The organism is Nevskia sp. (genome assembly GCF_021732705.1).
In the GTDB taxonomy this organism is placed as follows: domain Bacteria; phylum Pseudomonadota; class Gammaproteobacteria; order Nevskiales; family Nevskiaceae; genus Nevskia.
In genome coordinates this window covers 1-20,792 of record NZ_JAKFUM010000010.1, presented here as the reverse complement: position 1 = coordinate 20,792, position 20,792 = coordinate 1, and the positions used below count along the sequence as shown (strand labels likewise).

Below are 20,792 nucleotides of genomic sequence, written 5' to 3'. Positions count from 1 at the left end.
GCTCAGGCCACCTTCGCCAGCGTGCCGTCGTTGTAGTCGCGGATCGCCTGCTCGATCTCTTCCCGCGTGTTCATCACGAACGGGCCGTACTGCACGATCGGCTCGCGGATCGGCAAGCCGGCGATCAGCACCGCGCGGGCGCCGTTCGGCCCGGCGGTCACGCGCACCGTGTCGCCCGGCGTCAGCACGCCGGCCGCCTGCGTCGGCAGCGCCTTCGCTGCCGCGCCGTCACCGATCACCACCTGGCCCTCGTAGGCGTAGATGAATGCCGTGTGCATGCTGCCGATGGCCTGCTCGAAATGCGCACCGGCCGGCAGCACGAGGTCGAGATACAGCGGATCGGTCGACAGCGTCGCCGTCGGCGGATTGATCGGGCCGCTGACGGTCGCGTCGCCGACCTGCGTCGTGCCCGCGATCACCTTGACCGTGCCGCCGCCCGGCAGCCCGTGCGCCGGAATCTCGGATGCCGGGATGTCGCGGTACCAGGCCGGCTTCATCTTTTCGCGCGCCGGCAGGTTGATCCACAGCTGGAAGCCGCGCATCCGGCCGCTTTCCTGCAGCGGCATCTCCGAATGGATCACGCCGCGGCCGGCGGTCATCCACTGCACGCCGCCGGGACCGAGGTCGCCGACATTGCCGAGGTGATCGCGGTGCTGCATGCGGCCATCGAGCATGTAGGTCACGGTCTCGAAGCCGCGATGCGGATGGGCCGGAAAGCCGGCGATGTAGTCGCCCGGGTTGTCGGTGCCGAACTCGTCGAGCATCAGGAACGGATCGAGATACAGCCCGCGCTGCGCGCCGATCGAGCGGCGCAGCTTGACGCCGGCGCCATCGCTGGTCGGCATCGACGGGATCACGTGCTGCAGGGTGCGGGTCGTCATGGCGTTACTCCGTGAGGGTTCGATGCCGCGTGCTTCCAGAAGTGTCGCGAATGGCACTTTCGAGCGGCAATCGAACGGGCGGTAGCCCTGGGTGAGGCGAAGTTCTGTGGAACGGGCTCGGGTTCAGGCTTGGCGACGGCCATCCAGGCTCCAGGCGCCCGGGCCGTTGGCGGCGAGGATCAGGAAGCCGCCGGCGATCGAGACGTTCTTCAGGAACAGGATGGTCTGGATCTGGTCGGCGAAATTGTTGTGGAACAGCGCCGCCGCCGCCACCGAGAAGCCGGCCAGCAGCACGGCGACGAGGCGCGTCTTGAAGCCGACGATGATCGAAGCCGCGCCGCCGATTTCCAGCGCGATCACCAGCGGCAGCAGCGCGCCGGGCACGCCGACCGAGGCCATGTAGGCCTCCGTGCCGGCATAGCCGCCGAGCTTGGTCAGACCGGCCAGCAAGAATAGCGAGGCCAGCAGGATGCGGCCGGCCAGTTCGAGTGCGGGGTTGTTCGGGTTCATGTCGATTCTCCTGAATGAAGGGATGGGCAGCAGGGGATGAGAGGGCGGCTGCGGGTTCAGGCCGCGAGCTGGGTGATCGTCGCGATGGCCTTGGCGACGGCGGCGTCCTTCTGCTCCGGACCATAGGCGAGGCCTTCGGCGTAGACGAACTCGACATCGGTGATGCCGATGAACGCGAGGAAGTCGCGCACGTACTTCGTTTCCGTGTCCAGCGCCGTGCCGGCGTACTGGCCGCCGCGGGTGGCGAAGACATAGACCTTCTTCCCGGTGACGAGGCCGACGGGGCCGTTCGCCGTGTAGCGGAAGGTCTCGCCGGCGCGGGCGATGTGGTCGAAATAGCTCTTCAGCTGGCTCGGCACGCCGAAGTTGTACATCGGCAGGCCGAGCACGATCACGTCGGCTGCCTTCAGTTCGGCGATCAGGGCATCGGATTCGGCGATCACGGCGCGCTGCTCGTCGCTGCGGCTGTCGGCCGGCGTGGTGAACGCGGTGAAGCGACGGCCATCGAGGTGCGGCAGCGGTTCGCTGGCGACATCGCGCAGCACCCGGCGCGTGCCCGGATGGGCGGCCAGGTACTCGGCCACGAAACGGTCAGCCAGCTGGCTGGACTGGCCATGGGCGGCAAACAGGCTGGTGTTGATCTGGAGCAGGGTGGTCATCGCAGTTCTCCGAATGGGGCCCGCCGGCGGAATGTCGGCGTGGGCGGCTGGAACGTGCGGCTATTTCACTCGCGATCCATTCGATAAAAAAGCGCAAATATTCGCGCTTAATCATCGATTCGTTCGATGTATGGCGCGTGCGTTGTGCGGCTCCAGAAGGTTAAATCCCTGTTTAATCACTCACTAGGACCCAATCGCCCGCCGCCGCCGGTCGGTGCGCATGGATCTCCAACGCAGGTTCACGAAGTTCGTCCGTTTCATCGACGTCGCTCGCGCTGCCGGCCCATGCCGCCGATGCCCTGCGCGGCAAGACGCTGGACGCCACAACGCCCGGCAGCATCTCCTGCGCCCATTCGAGCTGCCACGGCACCGACCCGACGCGAGGCACGAACAGGAACCTGCGCAGCGCGAACAACCCGACCGTGATCCAGAACGGGATCAACGGCAACACCGGCGGCATGGGCATCTACCGCAACAACGTGCTGACCGCGGTCGATGTCGCCGACATCGCCGCGTACCTCGGCAATCCGAACGTCACCGCCGGGCCGATCGCCAGCGCGTCGCCAGCCGCGCTCGCCTTCGGCTCGGTCGCCGTCGGCAGCAGCGCTGCCCAGACCGTGACCCTGCGCAACACCGGCACGGCGGCGCTGTCGATCACGGCGATCGCGGCCAGCAACGCCAGTTTCGTAGTCAGCGGCCCGTCCTGCGCGGCCCGCCGCAGCGGAACGCCTTCGATCAGCGCCGGCTCACCATCCATCATCAGCAGTGGTTGTTTTTGATGGCTTGACTTACTGTTGCGCAACGTCGGCCCACAATCACCGGACGCTTCGCCATCAGCGCCATCTCCGCCATCCGCAGGTTCTGCAAGTCCGCACGCCGGTCATCGGCAGCGGGTGCCGCGATGCTGCTGATCGGCTTGACGCCCGCGCAGGCGCTGGATGCCGGCGCCGTGGCGCCGGGGTTCATTCTGCCGACGCGTGACGGCGTGCCGGTCAGTCTGCAAAGTCTGCGGGGCCATTATGTCTACGTCGATTTCTGGGCCTCCTGGTGCGCGCCATGCCGCCAGAGCTTTCCGTGGATGGATCAGCTGCAGGCGCGTCATGCTGCGCGCGGCCTGAAAGTGCTGGCGATCAACATCGATACCGATGCCGTGGCCGCCCATCAGTTTCTCGACCAGGCAGCGCCGGCATTCACCGTGCTGTTCAACGGCAGTGCCTACACACCCGGCAACTACGAGGTCGACACGATGCCGACGGCCTTCCTGATCGATCCCGCCGGCAAGGTGGTGCTGGTTCGCCGCAGCTTCCGCCGCAGCGAAGCCGAGGAGCTTGCGCGCAGGATCGCCGTGGCACTCGGCGATGTCGAAGTCGCCGCGACGGCTGGTTCGTCCGCGTCTCGCTGACGCGCGCGGCTGCCGCAGCGCGCGTTGAAAGCTGCGCGACAGGCCGCCACGGCCTGCCGCATCATGCGCGGCATGTCGGCTCCCCGGATCACCCTCGAACAATGGCGCGCGCTGCTGCAGGTCGTCGAATCCGGCGGCTATGCGCAGGCTGCCGAAGCGCTGCACAAGAGCCAGTCGGCGATCACCTATGCGGTGCAGCAGATCGAGGCGCGGCTCGGCATCAAGGCCTTCGAGGTGCAGGGCCGCAAGGCAGTGCTGACCGCGACCGGGCAGCTGCTGGTGCGGCGTGCCAAGGCACTGATCGATGAAGCCGCGAGCCTCGAACGCGCCGCCGGCGTGCTGTCGGCCGGCTGGGAAGCCGAGCTGCGGCTGGCGGTCGAGATCATCTTTCCGAACCGCGTGCTGCTGCCGGCGCTCGCGGCGTTCGGGGAGATCAGCCCGCACACCCGGATCGAGCTGATCGAATCGGTGATCGGCGGCACCAGCGAGGCGCTGCTGACCGGCAAGGTCGATCTCGCGATCGCGCCGGTGATTCCGCCGGGCTTCCTCGGCGATCCGCTGATGAGCCTGCGCTTCCTGCCGGTGGCGCATCCGGATCATCCGCTGCATCGCCTGGGCCGCACGCTGACGCGCGAGGACTTGCGCGCGCATCGCCACCTCGTGGTCCGCGATTCCGCGCTGAGCCGCGACCTGCGGCCGGGCAGCAACCAGTACTCGCTCGATGCCAAGCAGCGCTGGGTGGTCAGCCACATGTCGACCTCGATCCAGGCCGCGACCATGGGTCACGGCTTCGCGTGGTTCCCGGAAGAGAAGATCGTCGACGAACTCGTCGCCGGCCGGCTCAAGGTGCTGCCGCTGCGCGAAGGCACGGTGCGCGTGCTGACGCTGTACCTGATCTTCGCCGACCGCGACTATGCCGGCCCCGGGCTGCTGAAACTGGCGGAAATCCTGCGCGAGACGGCAACATCGACCTGCCCGACGCCCGATCCGGCGCTGCCGCCGATGGTCGTGCCCGGTCTCTAGATCGTCCCCATAACAACACGAGGAGCAACACCATGAGCATCGAAGGCGGCTGTTACTGCGGCGCCGTGCGTTTCCGCGCGGAAGGCACGAGCCAGATCAAGGCCCAGTGCCATTGCCGCGAGTGTCAGTACATCAGCGGCGGCAGCCCGAACGTGATCATGGGTCTGCCGGAAGCCGGCTTCAGCTACATCAAGGGCACGCCGAAGGTGTTCCGCCGCACCGACCTGTCGCAGCCGGTCACGCGCGAGTTCTGTGGCGACTGCGGCACGCCGCTGACCTCGCGCGCGCCGGCGCTCGCCGGCATGGTGCTGGTCAAGGTCGGCAGCTTCGATGACCCTTCGGTCTTCGGCAAGCCCGACATCGCCGTGTTCACCATCGACCGCCAGAGCTTCCACCAGATTCCGGACGGCGTGCCGTCGTTCGAGCGGATGCCGGGTTGATCGATCGGCCCTGTCGCGTGCGCGTCGGCGCGGGCCGAGTTCGGGCGCCATGAAGAAGCTACTGTTCGTCTGCAGCCAGAACCGCCTGCGCAGCCCGACGGCCGAGCAGGTGTTCGCGCGCTGGCCGGGGGTCGAAACCGCTTCGGCAGGCACCGATGTCGCGGCCGACAATCCGCTGACGGCGGAGCTGGTCGCCTGGGCTGACCTGATCTTCGTGATGGAGCCGGCGCATCGCCGCAAGCTGCAGCGGAAGTGCTGGGCGGCCCTGAACGGCAAGCGGGTGATCTGTCTCGGCATTCCGGACGAGTACGACTACATGGATGCCGCACTCATTGCACTGCTGGAAAGGAAGGTTCCGCCGTATCTGCCGCAGCTGAAAGCCCCGCAATGACCGTGGAATGCCGCGCCGGCTGCGGCGCCTGCTGCACCGCGCCGTCGATCACCTCGTCGATCCCGGGCATGCCGAACGGCAAGCCGGCCGGCGTGCGCTGCGTGCAGCTCGGTGATGACGAACGCTGCCTGATCTTCGGCGATCCACGTCGTCCGGCCGTCTGCAGCGGCCTGAAACCGAGCGTGGAGATGTGCGGCACCACGCGCGGTCAGGCTTTGCAGTTTCTGACGCGGCTGGAAGCGGCGACGGCGCCCGCGCGCTGCCAGACCGTCGGTCCGGCGTAGCGCGGTCCTTACGGTGCTTCCGGGTGCAGGCCTTTCACGGTCTCGGCCGTGATCGTGTCGGTGTAGTGATTGCCGAAGTGGCTGCGCACGTAATTGACCACCTGCGCGATCTGCTCGTCGCTCAGGCTGTCGCCGAAAGCCGGCATCGAGCGCAGGCCCTTCAGCACGATGACGGCCGGATACAGCGGCGTGACCAGCTTCGGGTTCTCGGCCAGCGCCGGGTAGGCGGCAGCGCCGATCGCGCCCTTGGCATCAGGCTGGTGACAGCCCTGGCAGATGCCGTGATACAGCGCGGCGCCGTCCTGTTCCTCGAACGTGTTGCCGCTGCTGAACAGGGTGCCGGATTTCAGATCGGTCTGGCCCTGCGCCGCTGGCATCGCGACGGCAGCCAGCAGCACGGCAGCCACGGAAGTGATGCGGATCATCGATGTGCACTCCATCAAACGGTTCATGCCACCACCCGCTGGTGCAGGCGCTTGATCGCATCGAGCGCCGACAGCACTGCGCCTTCCTGCCAGCCCGGGATGTACGAGGCATGCTCGCCGGCCAGCAGGATCCGGCCGTCGATCTGGCACAGGTTGGCGTAGTGCTGCTCGCGGCGCTCGTCGGACCAGATGCCGAGGCAGCCGAGCGTCCACGGCACGCGGTGCCAGGCGACGGCGACGCCGTTGTCGAACTCGGTCTTGTACTGCGGATGAATCTGCGCGCCGTACGCCACGGCCTGCCGCACTCGTTCTTGCGGTGACAGGGAGGTGAACTCGAAGGCATTCGGGCCGAACATGTAGCCGCCGAGCAAGACGCCCTTGCCGGACTGGTGATAGCCCGAGTTCGGATACGCGATCACGCGGATCGGCAGGTCGGTGTAGGTGATGCCGCCGTAGATGTGCTCATCCTGCTCCCAGAAGCGGCGCTTGAACTGCAGGCCGATCTTGGCCGATGCCGCGTACGGCACGGCGTTGATGCCGGCCTGCATCTTGTCGCCGACATTGATCTCGATCTGGCTCAGCACCGAGAGTGGAATCGTGCACAGGCACCAGTCGGCCGTTGCCGTGCGCGGCGTGCCGCCGTTGATGCTGTCGGTGTAGGTGACGGTGACCTTGCCCGGTTCCTGATGAATCCTCGTGACCTTGGCGTTGTACTGGATCAGATCGCCGACTTCGCGCTTGAACGCGTCGCCGATCCTGTCCATGCCGCCGACCGGCTGGAACAGCATGGTCTGCATCTCGAAGTTGTGGCCGGCGCCGATCGCTGCCCACATCCGCGACTGCAGCAGCTTCTGCATCGGGATGATGTTCTTCGAATGGATCGGCACGGCATCGAGTCCACCGCCGGGCGGCTTCTCGAAGCCACGGCGCTCGCTGCTTTCCTTGCTTTCGGTGTACGCGTAATGCTTGTCGAGCGCGCCCCAATCGCGCAGCGCTTCAAGCAGCATCTCCTTGTCTTCCTTGGTCACCGCCTGATCGAGCTTGTCCTGCTGCGTGACCTTGGCCAGCATCTCGGCGATCTGGCCGTGGAAGTCCGACTGCACTTCGCGAAAGCGTCGCGGCTCCCCGCCGAACGCGCGGCTGGAATGCACGAAGGCGTTGTAGTTGACCTGCACATACGGCTCCAGCGCCACGCCGAGGCGGCGGCAGTAATCGAGCACGCCGTGATGGTGGTACGGAATGCGCCAGGGACCGGGGTTGATGTACAGGTCCTTGTCGAACTCGCAGCGCTGCGTCAGGCCACCGAGTTCGGTGAAGCTGTCGCCGCCGCGCAGGGTCCAGTTACGGCCGCCTGCACGGTTGTTGTATTCGAGGATCCGGACCTTGTAGCCGGCCTTGCGCAGTTCGTAGGCTGCGGTCATGCCGGCGAGTCCGGCCCCGAGTATCAGCACCGAGGTGCCGCGGCCGGAGCCCTCGAGCTTCACCGGTCCGCTGTAGTTCGACGGCGTGGTCAGGCCGATGCCGGCCATCGCCGTGTACGAGGCGGTGGTGCCGGCGATGCTGCCGATGAGGGTGAGCAATTCCCGTCGCGTCAGCGACGAGGGGACTTCGGATCGATTCATCGATTGCTCCATGTCGCGTGAAAACCCGGTCGACCGTGCTGCCACGATCACCGGGACCGGGCCGCGGGTTGTGTCGACCCGGTCACTGTTGCGCGGCGAGGCGGCGGCCCGTCACAGATCGGAACGGGCCGCCACCAGGCCATCCTGACGACGCGTCAGAACGTGTACGCGAGCTTTGCGTAGTAGTAGCCGCCGTTGTAGCCGAACGGCGAGAACGACGACGGATAGATGCCCACCGCGGAATTGTTGTTGCCGTCCCGATAGCCCTGCAACAGCGCCGCGTTCTTCTGTTCCGGATAGTCGTTGAACAGGTTGTTCGCGCCGAGACTCAGCTTGACCTGCTTGGTCGCCTTGAAGCCGATTTCGAGATCGGTGATCGGCGTGACCTTGATCCGGTTGTTGAAGATCGTGCCGTCGTTGCCGATCTCATTCTGCGCCGACGGACCGTAGATCGTTTCGCGCAACGTCACCGAGAACCGATTGAGGCTCCAGACGGCAGCCAGGTTGAATCGGTACTCGGGCGAGGCCGTTTCCAGATCGGACAGCGCCACCGCATCGAACAGCGACTGACCACCCAGCTGCGCCGGGCTGGCGTTGATCTTGGTGACCTTGGTCTTGTTGTAGTTGGCACTGGCGGACCAGTCGACCGCACCCCACGCGTAGTTGGACGGGTAGCTCAGCACCAGATCGACGCCGCGGGTTCTCGTGGTCAGGCCGTTGGCGAAGATGTTGATGCCGGTGTCGGTGACCGTGGGATCCAGCACGTTGCCGTTGGCGATGATCGCGGCGGTGATCGCTTCGGCACCCGGCACCGGCACGCCGTTGAACTGGCTGAACAGCGTGCCGGAGCCGACGATGCGGTCGCGAATCTCGATCTGGTACGCGTCGATCGTGACGGACAGGCGCTCGATCGGATGCAGCACCACGCCGAGGCTCAAGTTGGTCGATTCCTCGGGCCGCAAGCCGCTTCCGAGCCCGAGCAGGCTCGCGGCGGCCGCATTCGGCGGCAACTGCACGAACGCGCTGCGCGGGCCGACGTTGGTGGCCGAGTAATACGATTCGGCCAGGGTCGGTGCGCGGAAACCGCTGCTGATGGTGCCGCGCACCGCAACGGCGGGCGTGAAGTCGTAGCGCGAGGTCAGCTTGCCGACCAGCGTGCTGCCGAAGTCGGTGAAGTACTCCAATCGGCCGGCGACATCGACCTGCAGGTTCTGGATCGGCGACGTCGACAGATCGGCATAGACCGCGTAGTTGTGGCGACCATGCGAGCCCGCGTCGCCGACCTGCACGCCCGGGAAGGCCTGCGCGCCGGACCCGAAGCGTGACGCCAGATCGCCGGTCTTGAGCTGATAGGTCTCGTAGCGTTGTTCGAGGCCGACCGCGACCGTCAGCGGGCTGGCGAGCGAGACGTCGAACTCACGCACCACGTCGAAGTTGTTGGTCAGCTGGCTCGACAGGTACACGCCGCCGAAGAAATCGGTTGGCGACGTGCCGTTCAGCGCATACAGATCGGGATTGATCGAATCCAGCGTGAAGAACTTGACCTCGTCCTTGCCGTAGGTCGTGCTCAGGTCCCAGTCCCAGTTGCCGAACACCGTGCCCTTGGCGCCGAAGGTCGCGGCGAAATCTTCTTCGTCGGTCGCCTCGCGCGGGCTGAAGCCGAACGGGTAGAAGTACTCGGTCGGCGGCTGCACCGTGTTGCCGTTGGAATCCGTGATCGGCGGCGGCGTGTACGAGGCGCGGCTCGGCAGGCGATAGTTCTGGAACGAGTTGGCCTTCTTGATGCCGTAGGTGCCGAAGCTGTACAGCTTGACGTTCTCGAAGCTGTAGCCGGCATTGAACGAGCCGCTGTAGAGATCGATTTCGGGATCGCCCTGGATGCGGTTCAGGAACGGAAAGCCGCTGGCCTGCGGCAGGTTCGAGTTCGGGAAGGTCGCCAGGTTGCCGGGATCGATCACGCGCGGATCGATGCCGCCGCGGAAGCTTCGCTCGCGTCGACGCACTTCGCCGGTGAGGTTCACGTATCCGCCGCTGCCGAGGCTGAAACCGATGTTGCCGGAGCCATTCACCGTTCCGCCGCCGCCGTCGAGATAGCCGCCGTAGGTCCCGTCGACGAGGCCGCCGTCGTCCTTGTCCTTCAGGATGATGTTGATGACGCCGGCAATGGCATCCGTGCCGTACTGCGCTGCGGCGCCATCGGTGAGCACTTCGATGCGCTTGATCGCCGAAACCGGGATGAAGTTGAGATCGGCCGCGGCTGCACCCTGAAACGGGCCGCCGAGAACTGCGAGGTTGGCGGTGGTGTGCCGGCGCTTGCCGTTGATCAGCACCAGGGCATGGTTCGGCGACACGCCGCGCAGCTTGGCGGTCAAGGTCTGGTTGGCCTGGTCGCCGCCGAAGGCCTGCGCGGTGAACGACGGCACGATCTGCGCGATCGCGCCGATCAGATCCGGCTGGCCGGCGCTCTTCAGCGTTTCGGCACCGAGCACCTGCACCGGCGCCAGGGTTTCCGACGCCTGCAGCCCCTTGCTGCGGGTGCCGGTGACGACGACCTGTTCGAGCACCTTGCTGGTGGCGGGGACATCGCTCGCAGCCACTTCGGTGCCGCCGGCCTGCGCGACCTCGACTTGCGCCACTTCCACCGGGGCGGCGGCTTCGGGTGCCGCCGCCTGCACGAAGACCGGCATCGCGCCCATGCCCAGCGCCAGGAACCAGGCCGGGCCGGCTTTTCGCCGCTGACGGGCCGAGGTCACGAAACCTGCGCCGAATGTGGCGCCGAAGCTCGCCGCGATTGCCGCCGTGAACAGATCTGACTTGCGTTTCATTGATGCCAACCCCCTTGAGTGTGATCAGACGTGAATCCCCAGATGACGGGTCCTTCTCGCACTCCACTCCGTGCCGGCTCTGTGGCCGGCATCGCTCCCGACGGTTGCTGCGTGCTGCCGGTGCTGCTTTCCGTTGCCATGGCGGCTGTCCCGCCGGATTGCGGGCAAAGCTCCGCCGTCATGCCCGCGTGGCGGGCATCGCGTGTCCTGCTGCCTGAAAGCCGGGAGCGCCTGCGGCTAGCCGCCGCGATCAGCGCTTCCGGAGGTTGATCCCTGCCTTACGGCGCCTTTGCCTTCGACGATTTCTCGCCCTTGTGCGATTCCGGCTTGTGCACGGCGATGAAGTCGATCTCGACCAGCGCGCCCGGAATCACCAGCCCGGCGATCTTCACGGTCGAGCGGGCCGGCTTGTTCGGCTGCGTTTCGGAGCCGAAGACCTTCGAGAATGCGGCGTTCATGCCGGCGAAATCGATCTCGCCGCCCTTGCCCGGATCGCCGACCAGATAGACCGTGGCCGAGACCACGTCGCCATAACCGAGGCCGAGCGAGGTCAGCGTGTCGCCGAGCTTCTTCAGCACCGACGCCGTCTGCGTTTCGGTGTTGCCATAGGCTTCCAGCGAGCCTTTCGGCGCGTCCGGATTGGCCACGTCCGGCAGGTTGCCGCTGAGGTAGGTGGTCTCGAAGCCGGCCGGCACGGTGACGGCGGCGGCAATCGGGAACTTCGGGTCGCCCAGCGACTTGCGGGTGACCTCGTCATGCGCCGACGCCATCGGTGCGGCGGCGAACAGGGCAAGGCCGGCAATGGCGCCGAACAGAGCCCCGGACAGTGGGCTGGACGGGCGGCGGGTGGAACGGGAATTCGACAGCATCGGTGGCAATCCTCGTGCGTTGAGCGGGTGAGGTCAGACGGTAGCAGTGACGCGCTCGGCAATCAGCTTCAGCACCCGGTGCGCCGACAGCGCCGAGCCCTCCTGCCAACCGTTGACATGACTCATGTGCTCGCCGGCGAGGTAGACGCGGCCTTCCGGCTGGTCCAGCAGGCGATAGACCGGACCGCTCGGGTCATCCCAGTGATGCCACGGCGACAGGGTGTGCGGAACGTGATTCCAGGCCACGGTGATGCCGCGCGTGAGCAGGCGGGCACGGCCGGGGAACAGCGCGTCGATGGCATCGCGCGAGGCCTGCAGGCGCTGTGGAATCGATTGCTGCATGAAGCGTGCAGCGACGTCGTCGAAGTTGTAGCAGCCCACCAGCACCCCTTCCGGCTGGAAGTAGCCGCCGCTCGGATACCAGATCAGCTGGATGTCGCGCTTGATGAAGCTCAGGCCGCCGTAGATGCCGCGGTCGCTTTCCCAGAAGCGCGGCGCCTGCCACGCGATCTTGTTCGCCGCCCCGGCCGGCACCTGCCGGATCGCCGCCGCGAACGCCGGCGAAAAGTTGCTCGGGATGGTTTCGAGCACCTTCGGCGGGATCGTGCAGATGCAGTAGTCGGCGGCGATCGTCTGGGTCTTGCCCGACTTGCCGTCGCGCCAGGCCACGCGCACGTCGCGCTCGCCGTTGCGGATGTCGGTGACCTCCGCGTTCAGCCGCACCACGGACTTGAGCCGTGCGTGGAAGGCCTGCGGAATCCGATCCATCCCGCCGACCGGCTGGAACATCGTCGGCTGCATCTCGAATTCGTCGTCGAACTGCGCGCCGCCCCAGAACACCGGATCGAGCAGCGTCTTCAACGGCAGCGGCTCGCGCACGCGGCCGACGACATCGCCCGCCGCCGGCAGCACCGCATAGCCGGCGCGGGCCGAGCCGGCGTAGTGGAAGTCCGGGTCGAGATCGCCATAGCTACGCAGGAACTCGCGGAACGCCGCGACATCGACCGCGCTCAGTTCCTGATCGAGCGTGTGCTGCGCGCTGCACTTCGCCAGCAGTTCCGACACCTGACCGCGAAGGTCGTGCGCGGCCTGCCGCAGTTCGATCGGCTGGCCGCCGTTGGCGTCGTCCGAGTGCAGCAACGCGCTGCGGCTCATGTTGACTTCCACTTCGAGCGGAACGCCGAACTCGCGGCAGTAGCCGAGGATGGTCCTGTGATGGCTCGGCAGCCGTGCCGGGCCGGCATTGAAGTAGTGACCGTCGTCGAAGGCGCAGGTCTGCACGCTGCCATCGGTCATCGCGACCTTGCTGCCGCCGCGGATCGTCCAGTTGCGGCCACCGACGCGATCGCGCGCCTCCAGCACGATGCACTGATAGCCGGCCTTGCCCAGCTCGTAGGCCGCGACCAGACCGGCGATGCCGGCGCCGAGGATCACCACCTTCTTTCCGCGGCCGTGACCGCTGCCGAGCTGCGGCGTCTTCGCGGCGGCCACCGGCACGGCGACGAGACCCAGCGCCCGCATCGCGCCGAACGCAGCGCGGTAGCCGCCGGCACGGCTCAGCGCGGTCACGAACTGGCGGCGGGTCATCGGCATCGAAAAACGTCTCGCCCGAGGCGTTCGGGGTTTGTGACAGATTCGTGAGCGAAAACCATGCCGGGTCGCGGAAACGCTGACAGCGCCTTGATTGCAGGTCGAAACCGGGTCGCGTCGACGTCGAATTCAGGTCAAGCCGCGGCGCCGGCTGCGTCGCTTCGGTGCACCGCCTTCATCTGTCTGCCGCGCTGCGCGGGCATGATCAGGTGCCACACCGCTGCCGCTGGCCACCATGCTGACCCTGCACACATTCGCGATTTCCCATTTCAGCGAGAAGATCCGCTGGGTCCTGCGCGTGGCCGGATTGCCGTTCGTCGAAGTGCCGCTGGTGCCCGGGCTGCACATGCCGACCACGCTGTGGCTGTCGCGCCGCGCGACGACGGTGCCGATCATCACCGGCGACGGCCTGCGCGTGCAGGGCAGCGACCGCATCCTCGCGCGGCTCGGCGCACGCTTCGACCTGTCCGCCGTGCTGCCGGATGATCCGGACGAGCATCAGGCCTGCCTCGCCGCGGCGGCGGCGCACGACGCGCTCGGTCGCCATGTGATGCGCTGGGTCTATCGTCCGCTGGTGCGGCAGCCCGGCGCGATGCTGATGATGTGGACGCTGAGCGCCACGCCGACGGAAGCGTTCGCGATCAAGCAGTTGCTGCCGGTGCTGCTGCCCGGATTCAAGCGCAGCTTCGGCATCGACGACGCCCATGGCGCCGAAGCGCGTGACGGCATTTCACGCGCGCTGGACGCGATCGACCGCCGGCGTGCCGGTGCCGACACGCTGGCCGGCGCGTTCACGGTCGAGGATCTGAGCGTCTGCGCGCTGCTGGCGCCGCTGGCGGCGCCGGCCGCGCATCCGATCTACGCGCATCCGACGGTGCGGGCGCTGATGGCCGAGGCCATCGCGCCGTGGGAACGGCACCCGACGCTGCAATGGGTGCGCGAGGTCTACGCGCGCCACCGGCCGCTGGAACCGCAGCAGTCGCCGCTGATGCTGGCGGCGGCGCGGATTCCGCCGCGCCGGTGACGCCGACGCCTACGCTGCGCTGAGCGCTTCCAGCTGCTCGGTGGCCGCGATCCACTCTTCCTCGGTCTCGGCCAGCTTCTTCTTCACCGCAGCCTGTTCCTTCTGCAGCTTGGTGAAATCCCACTTCTTCTCCGGCGCGTACAGCGCCGGATCGGCCAGCTTTTCGGTCAGCGTGTCGACGTCCTTGCTGAGCTTGGCCATCTGCTGGTCGAGCTTGCGCACGGTGTCCTTCAGGGCCTTGGTCTGGGCCGCGATTTCCTCGGCGCTGCGCTGAGGCTTCTTGTCCTTCTTCTTCCCGCTGCCCGGATTCAATTCCCGCGAATTCAGCCACTTGGCGTAGTCGTCGAGATCGCCGACGAACGGCCGGCAGCCGCCTTCGGCGACCAGCCACAGCTGATCGCAGGTCGAGGTCAGCAGGTGGCGGTCATGCGACACCACCATCACCGCACCGGAGAATTCGAGCATCGCGGTCTCCAGCGCGTGACGCATGTCGAGATCGAGATGGTTCGTTGGTTCGTCGAGCAACAATAAATTCGGCTTCTGGTAGACCACCATCGCCAGCGCCAGGCGCGCCTTCTCGCCGCCGGAAAACGGTTCGACGTTCTCGTAGACGCGGTCGCCCTTGAAGTTGAAGCCGCCGAGGAAGCCGCGCAGGTTCTGTTCGGTGGCGGTCGGATCGAGCCGCTTCAGGTGCAGGATCGGCGAGGCCTTCGGATCGAGGCTGTCGGTGGTGTGCTGGGCGAAGTAGCCAACGCGCAGATAGCCGTCGCGCATCATGTCGCCGCGAAGGCCGGGGATCGATCCCGCAATCGTTTGCACCAACGTGGACTTGCCTGCACCGTTCGGGCCCAGCAAGCCGATGCGCTCGCCCGGCGCGATCAGCAGGCGCACGTTCTTCAGCACCACCTTCTCGCCGTAGCCGCAGACCACGTCGTCGAACCGGACCAGCGGGCTCGGCAGGCGATCCGGCTCGGCGAACTCGAACGAGAACTCGGAATCGGCGTGGACGGCGGACACCATCTCCATGCGTTCCAGCGCCTTGATGCGGCTCTGCGCCTGAGTGGCCTTGGCGGCACTGGCGCGGAAGCGGTTGATGAACTTCTGCAGGTGCGCGACCTGCTTCTGCTGCTTGGCGAACATGCCGGCCTGCAGGGTCATCTTCTCGGCGCGGGTGCGCTCGAACTGCGAGTAGTTGCCGGTGTAGAGCGTGGCCTTGGTGCCTTCGAGATGCAGCGTGTGCGTGGTGATGGCGTCAAGGAACTCGCGGTCGTGCGAGATCACCATCATCGTGCCGGGATAGCTGCTCAACCAGCTCTGCAGCCAGATCACAGCGTCGAGATCGAGGTGGTTGGTCGGCTCGTCGAGCAGCAGCACGTCGGACCGGCACATCAGCGCGCGCGCCAGGTTCAGACGCATGCGCCAGCCGCCGGAGAAGTCGGCGACGGCGGTCTGCTGTGCTTCCTGCGAAAAGCCGAGACCGTGCAACAGCGCGGCGGCGCGGGCGCGGGCGGCATAACCGCCGATGTCGTTCAGGCGCTCGTGGATCGCGCTGATCTTGTCGATGTCGAGCTTGTCTTCCGCGATCACCAGCCGGCGTTCCAGCTCGCGCAGCTCGACGTCGCCATCGAGCGCGAACTCGATCGCCAGATCCGGCAGCGACGGCGTGTCCTGCGCGACGGTGGCGACCGCGAGGTTCTTCAGCGACGAGATTTCGCCCTTGTCCGGCGCCAGCTGGCCGAGCACGGCGGCGAACAGGGTCGACTTGCCGGTGCCGTTGCGGCCGATGACGCCGCAGCGCCAACCAGGATGGATCGTGAAGTTGGCATCTTCGAGCAGCGGACGCGGGCCGCGGCGAAGGGTGAGGCGGGAGGCAGAGATCATCCGCGCAGTTTACTGGCTGGCGCGTATCTCTGATGCGATGCAGCACGGAAACCGGTCGAATGGCGGCCGATGGGTGGCCGAGATGGGCAGTTCGGGCCGGATTCGCTCGGCGGCGAGGACCATCGGACACAAAAAACCCCGCGCCAGTCACCCGGCGCGGGGTTCTCGCTGAAGCGGAGCGCTTTTAGGCGGCCGGCTTCGCGGCGAAGGCGCTGCACCAGCCGGCGCCCGGCACCAGCTTGCCGCCGAACAGGCCGCACGGGGCGGTCGCGGCATCGGCAGCGCCGGCGTACAGGGCGCAGCCCGAGCACTTCTGGCCTTCGGCGTAGGTCGGGAACTTGGTCTTGTCGGCCTTCGCCGCTTCGAGCACGAAGCCGAGCGAGACGGCCTGGGCATCGGTTTCGGTCAGCGCTTCGGCCGGAGCGGCCGGAGCGGCGGCTTCCGGCGCAGCAGCCGGAGCGGCTTCGGCGGCCGGAGCCGGAGCGGCTTCAGCCGGAGCGGCCGGAGCTTCTTCCTTCTTCGAGCAGGCGGCGACGACGGCAACGCCGGCAACGGGGATGAACTGGAGGAACTTGCGACGAGTGGCCATGGTTGTTTCCCTGAGTGGAGGTGGGTAATCCAACGTGTGAGAGCGCATCGCGACAACGCAGCGAGCGGAGCGGTATCTACCTGCTGAAATTATCACAGGCTGCACATCTATCGTCAGTCTTCTTCGTGCTTTGAACCTCGATCAAGCCGCCATCCGTGGCGAAATGGCCGCAAGCCGCCGTCGAGGCCAACGTCATTGACATTGTTTGCACATTTGTCCGGGCTCGCCGGGACGTTCACGCGCGGCGCCCACGTTCGCGCATCCGCACGCCGATGCCGGCGCGTAGTGCCGACACAGGGCAGCGTCTGCCGTCCGCGACAGCCTGCCCGCCACCGGAATTTAGTCCATGCCCCGCTCGCCGCTGTCCGTCACGCTTGCCCTGCTGAGCCTGCTGCTGCCGATGCTGGCCGCCGCCGGCACGCCCGAATCCTGGCGCGCGGTCTGGGGCGCCAGCCCGTCGCACGCGCTGACGTCGCTGCCGCTGGCCGCGAATCAGAGCGTGCGGCAGGTCGTGCATCTGTCGGCCTCGGGCCGGCAACTGCGGCTGCGGCTGACGCAGCGCTACGGCACGCAGGCAGTGACGCTCGGCGCGGTCAGCGTCGGTCTGCGCGATGCCGGCAGCGCGAACGGCATCGGCATCGTCCCCGGCAGCCTGCGTGCGGTGCGCTTCGGCGGCGCGCGCGGCGTCACCATTCCCGGCGGCCAGTCGGTGGCGAGCGATGCCATCGATCTGCCGGTCGCTGCGTTTCAGGATCTGGTGATCAGCGTCGCGACGAGCAGCGCGGTCGCGCAGGTAACCGAGCACGCGATCGCCCGCGACACGCCGACCTTCAGCCGGGACCCGGCCGCGGTCGATCAACTCGACGGCGCCGGCTACCGCGCGCGGCCGCTCGGCAACCAGAACGTGTTCGTGCTGCTCGAAGGCGTCGACGTGCGCGACACCGACGCTCGCCGCACGCTCGTCGCGTTCGGGGATTCGTTGACCGATGGCTACATCTCCAGCGGCGGCTCGCCGCTGCTGTCGGACAACACGCGGCTCGGCCTCAACGAGCGTTATCCGGATTTCCTCGCGCTGCGGCTCGCGCAGCGCTTTCCCGGCCGCTACACCGTGGTCAACGCCGGCATCTCCGGCAATCGCGTCGCGGCCGGGCCGTTCCTGCCGACGTACGGGCCGTCGCTGGTCGATCGACTCGATCAGGACGCGCTGGCCGTGCCCGGCGTCAGCGACGTGATCGTCATCGCCGGCCAGAACGATCTCGGCTTCGGCAGCGCCGGCCGTGCGCCGGACCCGGCACCGGTGATCGCCGGGCTGACGACGGCGGTCAGCCGGATGAAGGCGGCCGGCTTGCGGGTGTTGCTCGGCACCATTCCGCCGGCGCGCGGTGCCTTCGCCGGGCCGCTGGGCGCGATCGGTCAGCCCGGTGGCTTCGGCGCACTGCATGGTTCACAGGCAGCGGACGCCGCGCGGCAGCTCGTCAACGCCTGGGTTCGCAGCCAGTCGATCGCCGATGCCGTCGTCGATGTCGACGCCTGCCTGCGCGATCCGGTCGCGAGCGATCACCTGCGGGCCGACTACGACAGCGGCGACCACCTGCATCCCAACGCCAGCGGCTACGCGGCGATGGCGGCGTGCGTCGAGCTCGACAGGCTGCAGTAGGCGGCGTTTCACCGGGTCGCGCGCGGCGGCGCGACAGCGCGTCCGGCGGTCAGCGCCTGCGAGGCTTCGCCCCAGGCTTTCATCGCATCCATCACCGGCAGCAGGTGCTCGCCGAGCGGGGTCAGCTGCCACTCGGGATGAACGTCGTCGGCGCTGCGGCGCACGACGCCATCGTCCGCCAACTGCTTCAACTGCGTCTGCAGCATGCGATCGGAGATGCCGGGAATCGCGCGACGCAGCGCCGTGAAGCTGCGCGCGCCGGGCCGCAGCTGCCACAGGATCATCGCCTTCCAGCGCGCGGCGACCGCGTTGATCGTCACTTCGATCGGACAACCGGACAGCTTCTTGCGGGTGATCGCCATCGCTGGCCTCCGTGCCGGGCCGTGCGGTGCGCGCCACCGGACCCCGCCATCACGAACAAATTTGTGCGTGGACGCTGCCGAAGGCGGCCACGAGACTGCGCGCCTCGTGATTATCGACCCTTGGAGGTGCTGCGATGAAGAAGCTTTATGCGGAGCAGGTTCAGGTCAGTGGCGGCCGCGACGGCCGCGCGCGCTCGGCGAATGGCCAGCTCGACGTTCCGCTGGCGATGCCGCCGGCGATCGGCGGCAGCGGTCGCGGCGTCAATCCGGAGCAGCTGTTCGGGGCCGCGTATGCGGCGTGCTTCACCAGCTCGGTCCGCTATGTGGCCGGTCAGCGCCAGCTCGATCCCGGCGCGGTGCAGACCGAGGCCACGGTCGGCCTGTCCGTGGCCGATGATGGCCGCTACCTGCTGGATGTCAGCCTGCGGGTGACGGCGCCGGGGTTGCGCGGCGAGGCCGGCGCGACAGTTCTGGCCGAGGCGCGGCGCATCTGCGCCTTCGCCAACGCGGTGCGCGGCAACATCGAGACGGCGATCACGCTGGCATCGGCGGACGACGCCATCGAAGCCTGAGCGCCGGCCGAGCTGCGGCGGCGTGCTGCGACGATCAGTCGTTGTCGACGATCGTCGCCGTCGCCGAGGCAGTGCCGAGGCGCGCCGTCACGACATTGCTCAGCCGCACGAGAATGGTTTCGGCGCCCTCGCGCAGCGCGTCGTTGTAGATCGGAATGGTGATCGTCTTCGCCGCGCTGTCGCCGTTCTGCCAGACCAGCCGGCCACTGCTTGCGAGGAAATCGCTGCCGGCCTGCGCGAGGCCGTTCGCCGTCGTGTAGTCGACCGCTGCCGTGCCGGTGCTGCCGCCGGTGCGGGTCACGGTCAGCACGACTGCGCCACCGGATTCGCCGATGCTGTACGCCGTCGCCGAGAAGCCGACGGTGCCGGGCTGGCCGTCGTTGTCGGTGACGGTGACGGTGGCGACCTTGTTGCTGCCGAGCGTCGCGCCACCGGTCGGCGCGCTCAGGGTCACCAGCAGCGTTTCGCTGGCTTCGGCGAGCGTGTCGTCGGTGATCGGCACGATGATCGTCTTGGACGTGGCATCGCCCGCGGCCCAGCTCAGCGTGCCGCTCTTCGCGGTGTAGTCGCTGCCGGCCGTCGCGGTGCCGTTGCTGGTGGCGTACGCAACGCTGATCGCGCCGGTGGCACCCGCGGTGCGCGACACGGTGACGGTCGCGTTGCCGGCGTTCTCGGCGACGGTGACCGATGCCGCCGACACCGCGACCACGCCGGCGGCGCTGATGGTGTCGTCGTCGGTGATCGTGACCGTGCTCGTGGCCGCCGCGCCGAGCGTGGCGCCGACCGGCGACGTCAGCCGAAGCTGCAGTGTTTCGCTCGATTCGGACAGCGTGTCGTTGGCGATCGGGATGCGCACGGTCTTGGTCGAGCTGTCGCCGGAGCCCCAGGTCAGCGTGCCATTGGTCGCGCTGTAGTCGTTGCCGGCGGTGGCGCTGCCATTGGCCGTGGCGTACGCGACCGACGCCGCGCCGTTGCTGCCGCCGGTGCGGGTGACGCTGACGGTGACGGCGCCCGCGTTCTCGGCGACGGTGACCGCCGTGGCCGAGACATTGACGCTGCCGGCGGCGCTGTCGTCGTCGGTGATCGACAGCACGGCCGTGCGTGCCGTGCCGAGCGTGGCGCCGCCGGTGGCGCCGGACAGCGTCAGGTTCACGGTTTCGGTGGCTTCGGCCAGCGTGTCGTTGGTGATCGGGATGGCGATGGTCTTCGTCGCCGTGTCGCCGGCAGCCCAGCTCAGCGTGCCGGTCCTGGTCGTGTAGTCGGCGCTGGTCGCCGTGCCGTTGGCGGTGGCGTAGGCCACGGTGACGGCGCCGGCCGAGCCGCCGGTGCGCTGCACGCTGATCGTGGCGCTGCCGCCGTTCTCGGCCACGGTGAAGGCGGTGCCGGTGAAGGCGAGCGTGCCGGCCGTCGGCGCCAGCGAACCGAGCGCCCGCGTGGCGTCGATCAGGCCGGCGCCGCAGCCGGTGCAGGTGCCGGGAAAGCTGCGGACGTTGCCCTTGATCGCCGCTTCGACCTGATCCGGCGTCAGCGACGGCTGCGCGGCGACCAGCAGCGCGGCGACGCCGGCGACATGCGGCGAGGCCATGCTGGTGCCCTGCAGGTAGGCGTAGGAATCGTTGCCCGGCGTGGTCGCGCCGCTGTTGTAGGTCGACAGGATGCCGAGCGTGCTGCCGCGGCTCATGTCGCCGCCGGGTGCGGCGATGTCGACGCCGGTGCCGTAGTTCGAGTACGGCGCGCGACTGCCGCCATCGCCGATCGACGCCACCGAGATCACGCCGCTGCAGCT

At 67.7% G+C, this 20,792-nt stretch carries 22 protein-coding genes; 9 read left to right on the top strand and 13 right to left on the bottom strand.

Features of this window, described 5'->3' with window-relative positions:
• Positions 1–2: 2 nt before the first annotated feature.
• The 4 genes from QZ951_RS11465 to QZ951_RS11450 all read right to left on the bottom strand — a co-directional run bounded on the left by QZ951_RS11465 (position 3) and on the right by QZ951_RS11450 (position 2,492).
• Entirely contained in the window at positions 3–881 is an 879-nt protein-coding gene (locus tag QZ951_RS11465; protein ID WP_293000731.1) for a pirin family protein, read from the bottom strand.
• Positions 882–1,004: 123 nt separating this feature from the next.
• Entirely contained in the window at positions 1,005–1,391 is a 387-nt protein-coding gene (locus QZ951_RS11460; RefSeq protein ID WP_293000730.1) for a DoxX family protein, read from the bottom strand.
• A 56-nt stretch (positions 1,392–1,447) separates the two neighbouring features.
• Positions 1,448–2,050 carry an NAD(P)H-dependent oxidoreductase gene (locus QZ951_RS11455; protein ID WP_293000729.1) on the bottom strand — a complete coding sequence of 201 codons (603 nt, stop codon included), beginning with the start codon at positions 2,048–2,050 and terminating at the stop codon, positions 1,448–1,450.
• Positions 2,051–2,222: 172 nt separating this feature from the next.
• Complete coding sequence (locus QZ951_RS11450; protein WP_293000728.1) at positions 2,223–2,492, bottom strand: hypothetical protein; 270 nt, start codon at positions 2,490–2,492, stop codon at positions 2,223–2,225.
• Here QZ951_RS11450 and QZ951_RS11445 point away from each other — a divergent pair.
• The 6 genes from QZ951_RS11445 (at position 2,473) to QZ951_RS11420 (ending at position 5,590) form a co-directional block, all read left to right on the top strand.
• Positions 2,473–2,829 (top strand): hypothetical protein, encoded by a 357-nt coding sequence (locus QZ951_RS11445; RefSeq protein ID WP_293000727.1) that lies wholly within the window; start codon positions 2,473–2,475, stop codon positions 2,827–2,829. The two genes, QZ951_RS11450 and QZ951_RS11445, sit on opposite strands and share 20 nt — an antisense overlap.
• Before the next feature lie 122 nt (positions 2,830–2,951).
• Entirely contained in the window at positions 2,952–3,452 is a 501-nt protein-coding gene (locus QZ951_RS11440) for a TlpA disulfide reductase family protein (RefSeq protein WP_293000725.1), read from the top strand.
• A 72-nt stretch (positions 3,453–3,524) separates the two neighbouring features.
• Entirely contained in the window at positions 3,525–4,475 is a 951-nt protein-coding gene (locus QZ951_RS11435) for a LysR family transcriptional regulator (protein WP_293000724.1), read from the top strand.
• Positions 4,476–4,507: 32 nt separating this feature from the next.
• The gene (locus tag QZ951_RS11430; RefSeq protein WP_293000723.1) at positions 4,508–4,915 is read left to right on the top strand and encodes a GFA family protein; all 408 of its coding nucleotides are present in this window, start codon (positions 4,508–4,510) and stop codon (positions 4,913–4,915) included.
• 49 nt (positions 4,916–4,964) lie between these two features.
• Complete coding sequence (locus QZ951_RS11425) at positions 4,965–5,306, top strand: low molecular weight protein tyrosine phosphatase family protein (protein WP_293000722.1); 342 nt, start codon at positions 4,965–4,967, stop codon at positions 5,304–5,306.
• Entirely contained in the window at positions 5,303–5,590 is a 288-nt protein-coding gene (locus QZ951_RS11420; protein WP_293000721.1) for a YkgJ family cysteine cluster protein, read from the top strand. Before QZ951_RS11425 ends, QZ951_RS11420 begins: the two co-directional genes overlap by 4 nt.
• Before the next feature lie 8 nt (positions 5,591–5,598).
• Here QZ951_RS11420 and QZ951_RS11415 read toward each other — a convergent pair whose 3' ends face one another.
• From QZ951_RS11415 to QZ951_RS11395, 5 genes are all read right to left on the bottom strand, one after another.
• Entirely contained in the window at positions 5,599–6,015 is a 417-nt protein-coding gene (locus QZ951_RS11415) for a cytochrome c (protein WP_293000720.1), read from the bottom strand.
• Between the two features lie 23 nt (positions 6,016–6,038).
• A complete protein-coding gene (locus QZ951_RS11410) occupies positions 6,039–7,637 on the bottom strand; it encodes a flavin monoamine oxidase family protein (RefSeq protein WP_293000719.1) in 1,599 nt (532 codons plus the stop codon).
• A gap of 155 nt (positions 7,638–7,792) precedes the next feature.
• Positions 7,793–10,462, bottom strand: a complete 2,670-nt coding sequence (locus tag QZ951_RS11405; protein WP_293000718.1) for a TonB-dependent siderophore receptor — start codon at positions 10,460–10,462, stop codon at positions 7,793–7,795.
• A gap of 278 nt (positions 10,463–10,740) precedes the next feature.
• Positions 10,741–11,331: a RidA family protein gene (locus QZ951_RS11400; RefSeq protein ID WP_293000717.1), complete on the bottom strand. Its 591-nt coding sequence runs from the start codon at positions 11,329–11,331 to the stop codon at positions 10,741–10,743.
• Positions 11,332–11,364: 33 nt separating this feature from the next.
• On the bottom strand, positions 11,365–12,924 hold the full coding sequence (locus QZ951_RS11395) for an FAD-dependent oxidoreductase (RefSeq protein ID WP_293000716.1): 1,560 nt from the start codon (positions 12,922–12,924) through the stop codon (positions 11,365–11,367).
• A 232-nt stretch (positions 12,925–13,156) separates the two neighbouring features.
• Between QZ951_RS11395 and QZ951_RS11390 the strand changes: the two genes are divergently transcribed.
• Entirely contained in the window at positions 13,157–13,945 is a 789-nt protein-coding gene (locus tag QZ951_RS11390; protein WP_293000715.1) for a glutathione S-transferase family protein, read from the top strand.
• Between the two features lie 9 nt (positions 13,946–13,954).
• Here the strand turns inward: QZ951_RS11390 and QZ951_RS11385 are convergent, their stop codons facing one another.
• Positions 13,955–15,826: an ATP-binding cassette domain-containing protein gene (locus QZ951_RS11385; RefSeq protein WP_293000714.1), complete on the bottom strand. Its 1,872-nt coding sequence runs from the start codon at positions 15,824–15,826 to the stop codon at positions 13,955–13,957.
• Positions 15,827–16,010: 184 nt separating this feature from the next.
• The gene (locus QZ951_RS11380) at positions 16,011–16,415 is read right to left on the bottom strand and encodes a high-potential iron-sulfur protein (protein ID WP_293000713.1); all 405 of its coding nucleotides are present in this window, start codon (positions 16,413–16,415) and stop codon (positions 16,011–16,013) included.
• 346 nt (positions 16,416–16,761) lie between these two features.
• Here QZ951_RS11380 and QZ951_RS11375 point away from each other — a divergent pair, with 346 nt between their 5' ends.
• On the top strand, positions 16,762–18,072 hold the full coding sequence (locus QZ951_RS11375; protein WP_293000712.1) for a GDSL-type esterase/lipase family protein: 1,311 nt from the start codon (positions 16,762–16,764) through the stop codon (positions 18,070–18,072).
• A gap of 8 nt (positions 18,073–18,080) precedes the next feature.
• Here the strand turns inward: QZ951_RS11375 and QZ951_RS11370 are convergent, their stop codons facing one another.
• A complete protein-coding gene (locus QZ951_RS11370) occupies positions 18,081–18,434 on the bottom strand; it encodes a helix-turn-helix domain-containing protein (RefSeq protein WP_293000711.1) in 354 nt (117 codons plus the stop codon).
• Positions 18,435–18,568: 134 nt separating this feature from the next.
• On the opposite strand from QZ951_RS11370, the gene QZ951_RS11365 reads away from it, so the two are divergent.
• A complete protein-coding gene (locus tag QZ951_RS11365; RefSeq protein WP_293000710.1) occupies positions 18,569–19,006 on the top strand; it encodes an Ohr family peroxiredoxin in 438 nt (145 codons plus the stop codon).
• 34 nt (positions 19,007–19,040) lie between these two features.
• Here the strand turns inward: QZ951_RS11365 and QZ951_RS11360 are convergent.
• On the bottom strand, positions 19,041–20,792 hold a 1,752-nt coding region (locus QZ951_RS11360; protein WP_293000709.1), incomplete at its 5' end, for a Calx-beta domain-containing protein.

Excerpts from the sequence above, each read along its gene's own strand:
- QZ951_RS11465 (WP_293000731.1), bottom strand. The coding sequence starts at position 881 with ATGACGACCCGCACCCTGCAGCACGTGATCCCGTCGATGCCGACCAGC.
- QZ951_RS11460 (WP_293000730.1), bottom strand. The coding sequence starts at position 1,391 with ATGAACCCGAACAACCCCGCACTCGAACTGGCCGGCCGCATCCTGCTG.
- QZ951_RS11455 (WP_293000729.1), bottom strand. The coding sequence starts at position 2,050 with ATGACCACCCTGCTCCAGATCAACACCAGCCTGTTTGCCGCCCATGGC.
- QZ951_RS11440 (WP_293000725.1), top strand. The coding sequence starts at position 2,952 with ATGCTGCTGATCGGCTTGACGCCCGCGCAGGCGCTGGATGCCGGCGCC.
- QZ951_RS11435 (WP_293000724.1), top strand. The coding sequence starts at position 3,525 with ATGTCGGCTCCCCGGATCACCCTCGAACAATGGCGCGCGCTGCTGCAG.
- QZ951_RS11430 (WP_293000723.1), top strand. The coding sequence starts at position 4,508 with ATGAGCATCGAAGGCGGCTGTTACTGCGGCGCCGTGCGTTTCCGCGCG.
- QZ951_RS11425 (WP_293000722.1), top strand. The coding sequence starts at position 4,965 with ATGAAGAAGCTACTGTTCGTCTGCAGCCAGAACCGCCTGCGCAGCCCG.
- QZ951_RS11420 (WP_293000721.1), top strand. The coding sequence starts at position 5,303 with ATGACCGTGGAATGCCGCGCCGGCTGCGGCGCCTGCTGCACCGCGCCG.
- QZ951_RS11415 (WP_293000720.1), bottom strand. The coding sequence starts at position 6,015 with ATGATCCGCATCACTTCCGTGGCTGCCGTGCTGCTGGCTGCCGTCGCG.
- QZ951_RS11410 (WP_293000719.1), bottom strand. The coding sequence starts at position 7,637 with ATGAATCGATCCGAAGTCCCCTCGTCGCTGACGCGACGGGAATTGCTC.
- QZ951_RS11405 (WP_293000718.1), bottom strand. The coding sequence starts at position 10,462 with ATGAAACGCAAGTCAGATCTGTTCACGGCGGCAATCGCGGCGAGCTTC.
- QZ951_RS11400 (WP_293000717.1), bottom strand. The coding sequence starts at position 11,331 with ATGCTGTCGAATTCCCGTTCCACCCGCCGCCCGTCCAGCCCACTGTCC.
- QZ951_RS11395 (WP_293000716.1), bottom strand. The coding sequence starts at position 12,924 with ATGCCGATGACCCGCCGCCAGTTCGTGACCGCGCTGAGCCGTGCCGGC.
- QZ951_RS11390 (WP_293000715.1), top strand. The coding sequence starts at position 13,157 with ATGCTGACCCTGCACACATTCGCGATTTCCCATTTCAGCGAGAAGATC.
- QZ951_RS11385 (WP_293000714.1), bottom strand. The coding sequence starts at position 15,826 with ATGATCTCTGCCTCCCGCCTCACCCTTCGCCGCGGCCCGCGTCCGCTG.
- QZ951_RS11380 (WP_293000713.1), bottom strand. The coding sequence starts at position 16,415 with ATGGCCACTCGTCGCAAGTTCCTCCAGTTCATCCCCGTTGCCGGCGTT.
- QZ951_RS11375 (WP_293000712.1), top strand. The coding sequence starts at position 16,762 with ATGCCCCGCTCGCCGCTGTCCGTCACGCTTGCCCTGCTGAGCCTGCTG.
- QZ951_RS11370 (WP_293000711.1), bottom strand. The coding sequence starts at position 18,434 with ATGGCGATCACCCGCAAGAAGCTGTCCGGTTGTCCGATCGAAGTGACG.
- QZ951_RS11365 (WP_293000710.1), top strand. The coding sequence starts at position 18,569 with ATGAAGAAGCTTTATGCGGAGCAGGTTCAGGTCAGTGGCGGCCGCGAC.